The 12918-nt window shown below is 70.1% G+C and carries 13 protein-coding genes and 1 pseudogene; 4 read left to right on the forward strand and 10 right to left on the reverse strand.

Features of this window, described 5'->3' with window-relative positions:
* Positions 1-183 precede the first annotated feature (183 nt).
* From ASG96_RS03435 to ASG96_RS23080, 4 genes are all read right to left on the reverse strand, one after another.
* Positions 184-1257, reverse strand: a complete 1074-nt coding sequence (locus ASG96_RS03435; protein ID WP_056759672.1) for a hypothetical protein — start codon at positions 1255-1257, stop codon at positions 184-186.
* Complete coding sequence (locus ASG96_RS03440) at positions 1250-1756, reverse strand: RNA polymerase sigma factor (protein WP_056759670.1); 507 nt, start codon at positions 1754-1756, stop codon at positions 1250-1252. The genes ASG96_RS03435 and ASG96_RS03440 overlap by 8 nt, the downstream gene beginning before the upstream one ends.
* Positions 1757-1935: 179 nt before the next feature.
* The gene (locus ASG96_RS03445) at positions 1936-3009 is read right to left on the reverse strand and encodes a hypothetical protein (RefSeq protein ID WP_057586590.1); all 1074 of its coding nucleotides are present in this window, start codon (positions 3007-3009) and stop codon (positions 1936-1938) included.
* Complete coding sequence (locus ASG96_RS23080; RefSeq protein ID WP_157610612.1) at positions 3002-3157, reverse strand: hypothetical protein; 156 nt, start codon at positions 3155-3157, stop codon at positions 3002-3004. The genes ASG96_RS03445 and ASG96_RS23080 overlap by 8 nt, the downstream gene beginning before the upstream one ends.
* Positions 3158-4668: 1511 nt before the next feature.
* Between ASG96_RS23080 and ASG96_RS03450 the strand changes: the two genes are divergently transcribed.
* Positions 4669-5073, forward strand: a complete 405-nt coding sequence (locus ASG96_RS03450) for an SMI1/KNR4 family protein (protein WP_157610613.1) — start codon at positions 4669-4671, stop codon at positions 5071-5073.
* A 248-nt stretch (positions 5074-5321) separates the two neighbouring features.
* Here ASG96_RS03450 and ASG96_RS03455 read toward each other — a convergent pair whose 3' ends face one another.
* Positions 5322-6374: a cation diffusion facilitator family transporter gene (locus ASG96_RS03455; protein ID WP_057586595.1), complete on the reverse strand. Its 1053-nt coding sequence runs from the start codon at positions 6372-6374 to the stop codon at positions 5322-5324.
* Positions 6371-6757 carry a metalloregulator ArsR/SmtB family transcription factor gene (locus ASG96_RS03460; protein ID WP_056760331.1) on the reverse strand — a complete coding sequence of 129 codons (387 nt, stop codon included), beginning with the start codon at positions 6755-6757 and terminating at the stop codon, positions 6371-6373. The genes ASG96_RS03455 and ASG96_RS03460 overlap by 4 nt, the downstream gene beginning before the upstream one ends.
* A gap of 717 nt (positions 6758-7474) precedes the next feature.
* Between ASG96_RS03460 and ASG96_RS03470 the strand changes: the two genes are divergently transcribed.
* Together ASG96_RS03470 and ASG96_RS03475 are read left to right on the forward strand one after the other, a co-directional pair.
* Positions 7475-7768 (forward strand): hypothetical protein, encoded by a 294-nt coding sequence (locus ASG96_RS03470; protein ID WP_057586597.1) that lies wholly within the window; start codon positions 7475-7477, stop codon positions 7766-7768.
* Between the two features lie 9 nt (positions 7769-7777).
* Positions 7778-8500: a DinB family protein gene (locus ASG96_RS03475; protein WP_056760336.1), complete on the forward strand. Its 723-nt coding sequence runs from the start codon at positions 7778-7780 to the stop codon at positions 8498-8500.
* A 264-nt stretch (positions 8501-8764) separates the two neighbouring features.
* On the opposite strand, the gene ASG96_RS03480 is transcribed toward ASG96_RS03475, so the two are convergent.
* The 3 genes and pseudogenes from ASG96_RS03480 to ASG96_RS03490 all read right to left on the reverse strand — a co-directional run bounded on the left by ASG96_RS03480 (position 8765) and on the right by ASG96_RS03490 (position 11088).
* A complete protein-coding gene (locus ASG96_RS03480) occupies positions 8765-9580 on the reverse strand; it encodes an IclR family transcriptional regulator C-terminal domain-containing protein (protein WP_057586599.1) in 816 nt (271 codons plus the stop codon).
* A gap of 48 nt (positions 9581-9628) precedes the next feature.
* A pseudogene (locus ASG96_RS03485) lies at positions 9629-9880 on the reverse strand (3-oxoadipate CoA-transferase); the annotation flags it as partial.
* A complete protein-coding gene (locus ASG96_RS03490; RefSeq protein ID WP_056760341.1) occupies positions 9859-11088 on the reverse strand; it encodes a thiolase family protein in 1230 nt (409 codons plus the stop codon). The pseudogene ASG96_RS03485 and the gene ASG96_RS03490, both read right to left, overlap by 22 nt.
* Before the next feature lie 404 nt (positions 11089-11492).
* Between ASG96_RS03490 and ASG96_RS03500 the strand changes: the two genes are divergently transcribed.
* Positions 11493-12029, forward strand: a complete 537-nt coding sequence (locus ASG96_RS03500) for a GNAT family N-acetyltransferase (RefSeq protein WP_056760345.1) — start codon at positions 11493-11495, stop codon at positions 12027-12029.
* 41 nt (positions 12030-12070) lie between these two features.
* Here the strand turns inward: ASG96_RS03500 and ASG96_RS03505 are convergent, their stop codons facing one another.
* Positions 12071-12811 carry a phosphotransferase family protein gene (locus ASG96_RS03505; protein WP_056760347.1) on the reverse strand — a complete coding sequence of 247 codons (741 nt, stop codon included), beginning with the start codon at positions 12809-12811 and terminating at the stop codon, positions 12071-12073.
* Positions 12812-12918: the final 107 nt, after the last annotated feature.

Below are 12918 nucleotides of genomic sequence, written 5' to 3' on the forward strand. Positions count from 1 at the left end.
CCATCAACGGCATGAGCGAGCGTCCCGCCCTCAACGCGACATGACCGGGCGAGCGTGGCCGCCCTCAACGGGCAGAAGAGGGCGCTTCTGGGTTGCCGATCGGATCGAGGCCCTTGGAGAACCGGCCGCCGAGCCGAATCCGCATCCACTGCTGGCGCAGCGGGTGGAGCGCGCCCTGGCCCGTCAGAGCGGGTGGAGGGTTCCGGGTGACTTGAGCGGGTGGGTCATCGGGGGCAGGTCGGCCCAGTGGGGCGGGATGAGGAACCGGTCTCGGGGCTGATGCTCGTAGTATCCGGCCACTTGCGGTAAGGGGGTTTGGCGGATCTGCCAGGTCTTGCCGTGGTCGAGGCTGACGACAAGCTGGTCCCTGTTGTCGGTGACGTTCTGGTAGTAGGCGACCTCGCAGTTCGGTCCGCCCTCGGCCATGGTCGTGGAGTAGGGGGCGGTCGGCAGGTCGGCGCTCGCGAACGACCCGTCGCGCTGCTGGATGACCAGGCGGAGGTTGGCGCCGACCCCGGCCAGGCCCCAGAGCCCGCAGCCGAGGGCGGTCGGGGTCGCCCAGCGGGTGTCGGGGACCTGCGGGATGGCGAGCCGCCCCAGGGTCCTCGCGTTCAGGTCGAGGGTGCACAGGCCAACCTGGTCTGCGCACTCGATGCTCGGGGCCCCGAAGCCGTGGGTGGCGGGGCGGTCCGAGACCGTGAGCTGCACCGGCTGGCGCATCGTCGCCGACACCAGGTAGGGGCCGGGGTGTTGGTGCGCCCAGTACCAGACGCCGGGTGCGACCTCGCGGAGCAGTCCGTCCCCAGCAACGGAGGGCTGCTGGCTCGAGTTGGTGACGGCCCCGAGGGTGACGAGCCGGTGTCCGGAGCCGTCCACGACAGCGATGGCTTCGCGGCCGAGGCAGTCATGGTGTGGGTCGGGGTGGGGGCAGCGTTCCCACACCGTCAGAACGGTCCGGGAGTCGGTGTGGGACTCGAGCTGCTTGACGACGAACGCGTCGGGGTGGTCCACGATCTGGTCCGCGGTCCAGTCCGGCACGAGCAGCTGCGGTGCCGGCAGGGCCGGGATCTGCTTGTGGTGCAGCTGGCCCAGCCCGGCGAGCGCCAGCGCCAGGGCAAGGACGGCGGCGACCGCGGCGGCGACGGAGAAGGCCGCGCGGCGGTGCCGCGCTCGGCGGCGGCCCGCGATCATGACCTCGAAGGGTGGCGGGTCAACGGACCGCTCGGTGTCGCGCGCGAAGCTGCGCAGGTCAGACATGATCGGCCCCCTCGTGGTCGATGAGGTGGGCAGCCATCTTGACGCGGGCCCGGGCCAGACGAGCCTTGACCGTCCCCTCCGGGACGGACAGCTCGTGCGCGATCTGCGCGACGCTGAGGTCGCCGATGTAGTGGAGCACGACGGTCACCCGGACGGGCAGGCTCAGCTGGCTCAACGCGTACACGAGAGCGAGGTGGTCCTCCGGGGCCTGCGGCCCGAGGTCGATCTCGAGCTCTGCACGGAACTTCGGCAGGATGCGCCCGGCGACCCGGGCGCGGCGCCAGCGGTTGCGCAGCACGTTCAGGGCCACCGTCCGCAGCCACGCCTCCTTGTTGGCGGCCAGTGTGAAGTCCTGTCGATGCGTGAGCGCGGTCAGGAACGACTCTTGCACGAGGTCCTCCGCCTCGGACCGGTTGCCGCACAGCGCCACCATCTGGGTCACGAGGCGCCGGTAGGACAGCTCGTACACCGCGCGGACCGCGTCACCCTCGTCGTCCATGAGCTGACCACCTGCCGAATCTCCCTGACGATGCTTCCACTGAGACGAACCCCCGGACGGTGTTTCGGTTGCATACGCTCGAGTGACCTCGTGCGTCCATGTGCTTCGTCGGGGGTTCAGATCCTCGAAGGGGCGGAGATTTCGACGCGGAGGGCGAGGTGGATGCGAGTCCGGAAGCGTCAGAGCGGCTGAAGACCTCGAGGAGCCGCGAGCGGCTGTGGCATCGGGGGCAAATCCGCCCACCGTGGCGGGATCAGAGTCCTGAACCGGGGCTGCCGCTCGGCGTAGCCCGTCCCCTGGGGCATCGCAGTCTGCCGGATCTGCCATGTCTTCCCTTGGTCGAGGCTTACGACGAGCTGGTGTGTGTTCGCGACGCTGGTCTGGAAGTAGGCGATCTCGCAGCCGGGGCCACCCTCGGCCATGGCGGCCGCGGCGCTGTCGTCCGGGATGTCGGCGCTGGCGAAGGAGCCGTCGCGCTGCTGGATCACCAGGCGGAGGTTGCCGCCGACCCCGGCGAGGCCCCAGAGCCCGCAGCCTGTGGCCGTCGGGGTCGCCCAGCGCGTATGTGGGACCTGCGGGATGGCGAGCCGCTCGAGGGTCCTCGCGTTCTGGTCGAGGGTGCACAGGCCTACCCGGTCTGCGCACTCGATACTGGGGACCCCGAAGCTGTGGGTGGCGGGCCGGTCCAGGACGGGCAGCTGCACCGGCTGGCTCATCGTCGCCGACAGCAGGTACGGGCCGGGGTCGTCGTGCGCCCAGTACCAGAGCCCGTCGTCGACCTCGCGGAGCAGCCCGTCATCACCCAGCGAGGGCTGCTGAATCGACCCCGTTACCGCTCCGAGGGTGACGAGCCGGTGTCCGGAGCCATCCACGACAGCGATGGCCTCGCGGCCGAAGCAGTCATGGTCCGCGCGGGGTTGGGTGCAGCGCTTCCACACCGTCAGGGTGGTGCTCGGGTTGGGGCGGGACTCGAGCTGCTTGACGACGAACGCGTCGGGGTGGTCCACGATCTGGTCGGCGGTCCAGTCCGGCACGAGCAGCTGCGGTGCCGACCCGGACGGGACCTGTCTGTGGCCGAGCTGTCCCAGGCCGGCGCCCGCCAGCGCCAGGGCGAGGACGGTGGCCACCGCGGCGGAGAGGGAGAGGGCCGATCGGCGCCGGCGGGCCCGGCGCTGGATCGCGATCATGACCTCGAAGGGCGGCTGGTCAACCGACCACTCGGTGTCGCGGACGAAGCTTCGCAAGTCAGACATGGTCGGCCTCCACGTGGTCGCCGACGTGACCGGCCATCTGCGGCAGAATGCGCTCGCTCAACGCGTACACGAGGGCGAGGTGGTCCTCGGAGGGCCGCCGGTAGGACAGCTCGTACACCGCGCGGACCGCGTCGCCCTCGTCGTCCATGAGCTGACCACCTGCCGATTCGCCCTGACCATGCCTCCACTCCGGACGAACCCCCAAGCGGCCTGATGGTTGCATCCGCCCGGCAACCCGGGTGAGACAACCCGTGAGCTGCGCTGCTTCGCCCTGACCTTGACGTGCTCGTCGACGAGCTCGACATCGTGATGGTCTTCGGCCCAGTCGTCGCCCACGAACGACATCGCACAGATCCTCTTTGCCCCTTGCCGACACCAGCATTCCGTTCAGCAGCGCGGACGAGGACTCCCGCATTGCGTGGCGCGGTCGGCCCCACGCCAGCACGTTTACGGGAACCCGATAGCGGGCACATGGAAGCTATGCGACTACGCGACCACAACAAGGGAGACCTGGCCCTTACGGCTCTGACGCTGGCGGTCGCCACCGCGGCAGCCGCGAGTGAAGCCGCCCGCTGGGCCAGCTGCCTTCTCGCCGACGTCACGACTCCGCGCACGTGCGGCGGCCAACGTCGAAGTAGTCGCCCGCCCGCAGGCGACAGCGGCGTCGATCGAGGCTCAGCTTCGAACCGCCAAACGCCGCAGTGCTGCCCACTCGGTGCGTACATGTCAGTGCGTCCGCTCGGCGGCAGATCCTGACGTCGCTGGCCGCTGCCGGGTACCACGCGGTCACTACGGTTCTGTCATGTCGTGGACAGACGCGTACGTCTTCGTGGATCCGATGGTGGACCTGCGGTCAGACGCCGAGCGTGCCCGCATGGTGGGTGCAGAGCTGCGGCGTGAGGTCGGTCCAGGGCATGTTCTGCACGGACAGCACTGGGAAGTCGTGGCTGAGGCATCACCTCAAGATGAGGTGCTCGTAGCGGCCGGCGAGCTCGCGTTCCTCGTTCACCTGACGTGGACCCGGCAGGTTGAGGTCTCGCCTTGGCCGACAGCATTGCGGGTGGACGAGCGCAGAGGACTTCGAGGGCCTCGTCGAGTTCAGGTACTGATACACGGCGGCGCGACTGCCTCGAGTGGAACGCGCGCCCGTCGGGGCATGGTCGGACGTCCCGTCCTCGACGTGGCATCTCTGTGAGTCGCTTGTCCCAACTCTGCACACCCGCACCGTATGTTGTCCGCGTGCGCAGACCGCTCTCCGCCATCGTGGCCGACGTTGTCAGTGTGGCCATCGGAGGGTGCACTACCACGGGTGATCGCTTCACGGGGTGGTGACGACGACTGCGCCCCGGCTCTGTCTCGGTGCTCCACTGGCCTCTGGCGAATGCTTCGTGGCGACAGCCCAGTTCGTTGAAGGGCTGCGGCTGAACCAATGCGTCACTGTTGTGTATCACGCATCGGACGGCCCACTTCCGGCCCTCGTGGAACGGTCACAGCAGTCGAACCGTCGTCGGATTGCTGATCGTCGAGGCCGCAGACTCACGCCTGGTCGGCCGTCCTTCGATGGGAGGGCGTCCGGACTCAATCCGGCATGGTCGGACGTCCCGTCTTCAACGCGGCAGATGAGTGCGCTCCGTGGGGTGCCCCTGCCAGCATGTGCTCATGCCCGACGGGGATGAGCTGCTTCAACGCGACAGCTACAAGCGGGCGCCAGGGGCCACTGACGACCAACTCGACGCCGCGGAGCAGGCCCTCGCCCTGATGTTCCCCGCGGAACTGCGTTCGCTCTACTTGGTGAGTGATGGGGTGGTCGATGCCGCCGGACAGTGGTTCGTCATCTGGCCGCTCGACATGCTCATTGCAGAGAATCTTCGCCGGCGGAGCGACCAGATGCTGCCGCACGAGGCAATCGCCTTCGGGGACAACGGAGCCGGAGACCCATTCGTCGTGTTTGAGGGACAACGAGCCGTGAGCTGCTGGTACCCGATCGAGGGCCGAACAACACAGCTAGCGGCTGGCCTCGACGTCTTCTGGCGCGGATGGACCGACGGCACGATCGCTACCTAGCGCTGGGTCCCGTATCCGCTTGCGCACCGATGGCCGGCTGCTGAGCTGCCCGCGGAGGTAGTGGTCAGGCGATCCTCGTTCCCCTCAAGAGCGGCATGACCGCACACCTACGCCAAGCGACGACGTAGTTCTTCGTGCTCGTCCTGGAGACGGAGATCGAGAAGGTCGGCGCCCGCGGCGTGGACGTGCGACCCGGTGGGTCGTGCGACCCCGTGGGTCGTGCGACCCGGTGGGCGTGCTCCCGAGGACTATGCGGGTGGGTGGACCAGCTCGTCGTGGTGGGCCGGGTAGGCGTGGACCACTGCGGTGGTGAGCCGCGGTGTCGCACGCACGAGGTCGGCCTCGGCGCGGTGCGCCAGATCGTGTGCTTGCCCCAGGGTGGTGGCGGCATCGACGTCGAGCTCGGCCTCGGCGTGGATCTCGTGGCCGATCCAGCGCATCCGGACGCTGCGCACGGCGGTGACTCCCGGGATCCGGAAGAGGGCGGTCTCGGCTGCGTCGACGAGGGCGGGGTCGATGCCGTCCATGAGGCGTCGCAGGACGTCGCGGCCTGCGGTGCGCAGCACGAAGACGATCGCGACGGTGATGACGAGGCCGACGAGGGGGTCGGCCCAGTCCCACCCGATGGCGACGCCGCCCGCACCGAGTAGCACCGCGAGGGAGGTGAAGCCGTCGGTACGCGCGTGGTGGCCGTCCGCGACGAGGGCGGCCGACCCGATGGCCCGGCCTTCGCGAATGCGGTAGACGGCGACCGTCTCGTTGCCGACGAAACCGACGAGTCCGGCGAGCGCCACCCACCCGACGTTGTCCACGGGCGCTGGGTGCAGCAGCCGGTCGATGGCCTCCCACCCGGCGACCACGGCTGACAGGGCGATCATGGCGATGACGAAGAGTCCGGCTAGGTCTTCGGCGCGGCCGTAGCCGTAGGTGTAACGCCGGGTGGCTGCGCGTCGCCCGAGGGCGAAGGCGATCCAGAGCGGGACCGCGGTCAGGGCGTCGCTGAAGTTGTGGATGGTGTCGGCCAGCAGCGCTACCGACCCCGAGAATGAGACGACGGCGAGCTGCGCGAGAGCGGTGACTCCGAGGACGACGAGGCCGATCTTGACCGCGCGGATGCCGCGGGCGCTCGACTCCAGGGCGGAGTCGATGGAGTCCGCCGCGTCGTGCGAGTGGGGCGTGACCGCGTGCCGGAGTCGAGCCCACCAGCCACTCGCGTGCTCGTGGCTCTGCTCGTGACCGTCGTGGTCGTGCGGGCGGTCGTGAGCATGGTCATGCCGGTGTTGATGCTGGGAGGCGCTCATCGACTCCGCCCCCTTCCGGCGATCCGGGTGATGGTCGAGTCGGCGGACCGGTGGTGTGACGGGACGCCGTCGGAGGCGTGTTCGGCGTTGTGGATCGCGTCGCGGACCAGGCTCGCGACGTGGTCGTTCTCGACCCGGTAGAACACCTGGTTGCCGTCTCGACGAGTACGGACCATGCGCGCCATCCGCAGCTTGGCCAGGTGCTGTGAGACCGCTGGCGCGGGCTTGCCCACGACCTCCGCGAGCTCGTTCACCGAGCGCTCGACGTCGCGCAGCTCCCACAGGAGGCGGATACGAGTGCCGTCGGCGAGCATCCGGAAGATCTCGACGGCCAGCTCCACCTGTTCGTCAGGGAGCCGACCATGCTGCGTATCTGCATCCATACGCAGATTCTAACCCTGCTGCGTTCCCGCGCTTCGACCGCGCCCGCTCTACGAGGTGGGTGCAAGGACGCGGTCGGTGACGGGGAGCGTGCGCAGTGCCGCGACGACGACGTCGTGGGGTAGTGCGCACCGACCGCGGGCCGGGGCCGACGTTGCAGGCACACCAGGGTCGGGCCCGCACTCGGGGCGTCCCGCCCTCACGCGCGGCATGAGCGTCCGTCCGTGGCGGGGATAGAGTTTCGACGGTGACCGACAGCTACGACGACGGCACGATCGTGTGCGGCCCTGACCGGCTGGAGGTCCACTCGTACGCTTCCCGTTCGCTACCAAGAGCGTCCCGTACTCGCAGATCCAGGGCCTCCAGCGCATCGAGGTCAGGGGAGTGTTGTCTGGCAAGTGGCGCCTCTGGGGGACGGGCAATCCGCGGTACTGGGCCAACCTGGACACGAGGCGACCGAGGAAGAAGGCCGTCTTCGTCGTTGACCTCGGGCGTCGGGTCAGTCCCGTCGTCACCCCGGACATGCCTGATGCGTTCGAGTCCGCGCTGCGAGCCCGAGCGAAGCTCGAAGCGGGGAATGCCCGTCAGCTGAACGGCCCCTTCATCTGAGGGTCACCATTCCGATGGCGCCGGCCACGCTGCCGGACACCGGTGTGACACCTGGCCCTGGGCGTCGGCGAGCCCGTGGAGGAGACTGGGGCCGGGAGGAGGTCTCCACGATGGATCCACGGATCGATGACGCCATCGCCCAGCGTGTCGGTGCGCGACGTGTGATCCCACGGTGGGAGTTCCGCCATCTGCGCGCTCCGGGGTACGTCCGCGTCGGAAGTGGGCTCGTCCTCACGACCTGCAGCCTCCTGACCCTCAGTCTCGGTGGAGACGACGCGAAGACCTACGAATGGGCAGTCGCCTTCCTGGTGCTGGCCGCGCTCACGTCGCCCGGGGGTGCATGGGAACTGATGATCGCCCGCTCGGCGGCCGATCCGATCGCGCGCGTGTGCGAGGCGTCCTAGCCTGTCTGCATGCGGCGCTTTGACGACGAGGACCTGACCGGGGCGGAGTTCCGCGAGTGCGACCTGAGTGGGGCGCGGCTGGTCGGTGTTGTCATGCAGAACGTGGAGATCGACGGCCTGGTCACCAACCTCACGGTCAACGGGGTCGAGGTGATGCCGTACGTCGAGGCGGAGCTCGACCGGCGCCACCCGGTGCGGCTGCTCATCCGCTCCGACCAGCCGGGTGACCTGCGACAGGCGTGGCGACAGCTGGGGGATGACTGGGCCACGACCATCGAGCGAGTCCGGTCCATGCCCGAGGGCAGCGAGCATCAGGGTGTCGACGGTGAGTGGTCGATGGTCGAGACCCTGCGGCACCTCGTCTTCGTGCACGACTCCTGGTTCCGGCGCTGCGTGCTCGGGCTGACCGAGCCCTTCACGGCGATGGGACTGGCGTCTCCGTTCGTGCCGGATCAGGAGGAGCTGGGTCTCGACCAGTCGGCCCGGCCGGGTCTCGACGAGGTGCTCATCGTGCGCGACCGGCAGGCGTCGGAGATCGAGGCGTGGCTGGGCGAGGTCACACCCGAACAACTCGCAGAGCCCGCGCCGGTGCCGGACGATGACAGATGGCCGCCGTATGCCAAGGGCCGGCGCGTGCAGCAGTGCCTCGTCACAGTGCTCAACGAGGAATGGGAACACCACGGGTTCTGCAGGCGCGACCTGGACACGTTGTCGCGGCGGGGGATCGTGTAGAACGACTCGAGACAACACCGCACGCTCATCGGCACGGCCGCCCGGAGGCCTGAGCGGTTGCCGGACTCTCCACGTGCTGGGTCGTCCAGCTGGTTGGCAGGTCCACGTGGGTGCCGCTCCGAATCAGGGCCACGCCGTCGCGGCCTGAGCCGCACGTCGCAAGAGGGTGCTGGCGGCTCCGAAATCCTGGTAGCCGCCACGGCGCTCGAGCAGCTCGACGTGAAGCGCCCGGTCACGATGGAGCTGGCCGGCACCGACGCGCAGTCAGGGCTTGGGCGCCCCCGAGCGCTGGGGCTCGTCGGCCATCTCGGACCGGGTCAGCCGCAGGTCGTCGCCGATCGCGCCGGCGGTCGCGAGCAGGCGCCGGGCCAGCTCCTCGTCCGCGAACCGGTCGGAGGACGCGCTGGTCGTCGACACGTTGATGGCGGCGATGGCCTCGCCCCGGGGGTTGAAGACCGGCGCGGCCACCGAGCGCAGGCCGATCTCGAGCTCTTGGTCCACCACGGCCCAGCCGCGCTCGCGGGTGCGCCCGAGCTCATCGCGCAGGGCCGCCGGGTCGAAGAGGGTGTGGGGCGTGACCGGTTCGAGGCTCGCGCGCTCGAAGTACGCCTCGAGGGCGTCGGCGGACGCAAAGGCCAGCAGGACGCGGCCCATCGACGTGGCGTACGCGGGAAAGCGCGTGCCGACCCGTATCTCGACGGCCATGATCCGCCGGGTCTGCACGCGGGCGACGTAGACGATGTCGTCGCCGTCGAACACGGATGCCGACGTCGACTCGCCCAGGTCTGCGGTGAGGGCCTTGAGGTGTGGCTCGGCCACGACGGGCAGGCGCAGGGACAGGAAGGCGTGGCCGAGCGAGAGCACGCGTGGGGTCAGCGAGAAGAGCTGACCGTCGCTCCGGACGAAGCCGAGCGCCTCGAGCGAGAGGAGGAAGCGACGGGCGCTCGCCCTGGTCTGCCCGGTGCGCCTCGCGACGTCGCTCAGCGTCAGGTCGCGGTGCTCGGCGTCGAAGGCGCGGATGACGTCGAGCGTCTTGGCGACGGACCTGACCATCTCCCGGCTGCCGCTTGCCTCAGGCATGAGCTCCTCCCGGCGCTACTGTGTCACAAGGCGATCCATGGGTTTCGGTCAGGCGCGCCGCAGCGGCACCGACACCAGCGCCTGCAGCTCGTCGAACGTCATCCCGTGGGTCTCGCGCACGAGGACGCTGACGTCGGCGTCCGCTGCGGCGGCGTCGCGGTCGATGGGGAACACGGCCACGTCGGTGTAGACGCTGCTGACGCACGCCACCCCGGTGAGTGGGTAGGTGCACGCGTCGACGAGCGTGCACTGCCCGTAGCGGGTGAGCAGGGTCATCATCACGACCGTGTCCTTGGCTCCGCGCTCGGGGCGCTGACGTTCTCGAGCACGACCGCGAGACCCTGGCCGACACCGATGCAGATGCACGCCACGCCCCACCGGCCGCCGCTGCGCTGCAGGTCGCGGGCGAGGGTGCCGAGGATGCGGCCGCCCGAGGCCCCGAGCGGGTGGCCGATGGCGATGGCGCCACCGTGCCGGTTGACGATCTCGGGGTCGATCGGCCAGGCGTCGAGACACGCGAGCGACTGAGCGGCGAACGCCTCGTTGAGCTCGACGGCGGAGACGTCGTCCCACGCGATGCCGGCCCGCGCGAGCGCGGCGTTCGCCGCCTCGACGGGGGCGTAGCCGAAGTACTGGGGCTCGAGCGCGGTCGCGCCGCGCCCTGCGATCCGGGCGACGGGGTCGAGACCGATCTCGTCGCGGGCTGCCTCGCTGCCGAGCAGCACGGCCGACGCACCGTCGTTGAGCGGCGAGGCGTTGCCGGCCGTGACGGTGCCGCCCTCTTTGCGGAAGGACGTGCGCAGTCCGGCCAGCCGTTCCGTCGTGGTGTCGGGACGGATCGACTCGTCGCGGGTGAGGTCGACGCCGGGCACGGGGATGACGAGCTCGTCGTACCAGCCGTCGTTCCACGCCTGGTCGGCGAGGCGGTGCGACCGCTCCGCGAAGGCGTCCTGGCGGTCTCGGGTGACACCGTGCTTCTCGCGCAGCTGCTCGGTGGCTTCGCCGAGCGACACCGTCCACTCCGACGACATGGCCGGATTGACCAGCCGCCATCCGAGCGTCGTCGAGGCCAGCGCCAGATCGCCTGCGGGATAGGGCTTCTCGGTCTTGGGCAGCACCCAGGGGGCACGACTCATCGACTCGGCCCCTCCGCTGATGACGATGTCGGCGTCGCCGGTCTCGATCGAGCGCGAGGCGAGCATGGCCGCGTCGAGGCTGGAGCCGCAGAGTCGGTTGACCGTGGTGCCGGGGACGCTCGTCGGCAGGCCGGCGAGCAGGGTGGCCATGCGTGCGACGTTGCGGTTCTCCTCGCCGGCCCCGTTGGCGTTGCCGAGCACGACCTCGTCGACCTGCTCGCCGAAGCCACCCTCGGCGAGGCCGGGCGCGCGGGTCACGATCTGCCGGACGACGTGGGCTGCGAGGTCGTCGGGGCGAGTGCCGGCGAGCAGTCCCCCGAAGCGGCCGAACGGGGTGCGGACGGCGTCGTAGACGTATGCGGCAGTGGTCATCACCGGACTCCTGCTTCCGGGCCGCGCGCGCGGCCGCTGTCGTGTGCGTCGTGGTGGTCGGTGTCAGTGTCGATGGTCGTCTCGCCCTCGGACTGCTCGAAGCGGGCGAGCTCCTGCTCCGCGACGGCGAAGGCGTGGTTGGCGGACCCTCGCGATGCCGCGGGCCTCGTCCTCGCCGTGGACGTGCGCGATCTCGGCGCTGATCTCGGCCTGACTGTCCCGCGCCGGCGTGGCCTGTCGGCTCTCTACGACTGATTCGCTCATCTCGACCTCCTCGACGAGGGCGCCGATCCTAGCAATTCGTTCGCATTGCGCACCGCTGTGCGCTAAGCGCACACATGGCCGCATGAGATGGTCCGTGACCCCGCGTCGGGTGGGTGTTGCCCCGTGAGAGGGTCGCGTGCATGACGGGTGGAGCGAGCCGCGGTCGCGAGGTCGGGCTCGAGACGAGTCGCCTGCTGCTGCGGCCCTGGCGGGTGTCTGAGGCCGTCGTCCAGCGTGACCTGTGGACCGAACGCGACTCACGCGTGCCCCCGCATCGCCGCATCGACGCGGACGGACACCCGACGGTCGCAGACCTCGAGGAGTCGATCCGCACCGACCAGCCGTCGTCGATCGGTCTGCTGGCGGTCGAGCGGAAGGACGTCGGTGACGTCATCGGCTACTGCGGCCTCGTCGAGAGCGGACGCGGAGCGGAGGGGGAGCCGGAGCTGGCGTTCGAGCTGCTCCGTCGGGTCTGGGGCCAGGGTTATGCGACCGAGGCCTCGAGCGCGGTCCTGGACTGGGCGAGATCGGCCGGCTACGAACGGGTCTGGGCCACGGTCTGGGACTGGAACGCCGCCTCGCGCCGGGTGCTCGCCAAGGTGGGCTTCACCGAGACGGACCGCCAGGAGGTCGACCCGGCACGCGGGACCACCGTGTTCACCGTGCGGCGGCTCTGACCCCGGCCGATCGCGCACGATCGGTCCGAGCGCGAGCATCCTCAGAGCTGCGCCCTCAGCACGTCGATCTCGCAGCCCGGTGCCGCCGGGTCGAAGCCGTGCTCGACGAGCCAGCGGATCGCCGTCAGGCTGCGCAGTGACCACCAGGCCCGGACGACGTCGAGGTCGACGGACGACGCGCCGTAGCCGGCGACGACGTCGCCGAGGTGCTCCGGATGGCCGAGCGTCAGGCTGGCGACGTCGTACATCCCATCGCCCTGGCCCGCCTCGGACCAGTCCAGGACGCCGGTGACCTCGTCACCGTCGACGAAGACGTGGGCGACCTGCAGGTCGCCGTGCATGAACACCGGCCTCCACGGCCGGAGTGCCGCCTCCGCGACCTCCCGGTTCCGCGTGACCAGGCCCGCCGGAAGGACGTCGTTCGCCAGGAGCCACGCGCACTCGCTCTCGAGGCTCGACGCCTTCTCGTCGAGGCTCGCGCCCGGCCATGGCGGCAACGGCGCGTCGTGCAGGACGCGCAGCGCTGCACCCGCCGCGGTCCACGCCCCCGCCGACGCGGTCGACGGTTCGCCGAGGCGACCCAGCGCCGTCCCCCGCAGCGCGGCCAGCGCGAGCACGGGCGGCTTGCGCCACAGGACCTTCGGGGTCGGGATCGGCGCCAGCGTCATCGCCTCGACCTCGACGTCGGTGTACGTCTGGTCCCCGTCGACCTTCAGGAACACGTCGCCGACGCGGAGTGTCGCCCGCGCCTGGTGGGCCACCACGACCTCGACCTCGTCCACGTCGGTCAGTGTCGCGCACGAGCCACGTGGCGCCCACCGAATTGTCGGGCGCAGGACGGCACGTGCCGCGCGGCACCACACCGCCAGCGGTCGTCGGGCTCTGCCGG

Origin of the sequence: Terrabacter sp. Soil810, assembly GCF_001429645.1 — a bacterium.
Lineage (GTDB): Bacteria > Actinomycetota > Actinomycetes > Actinomycetales > Dermatophilaceae > Terrabacter.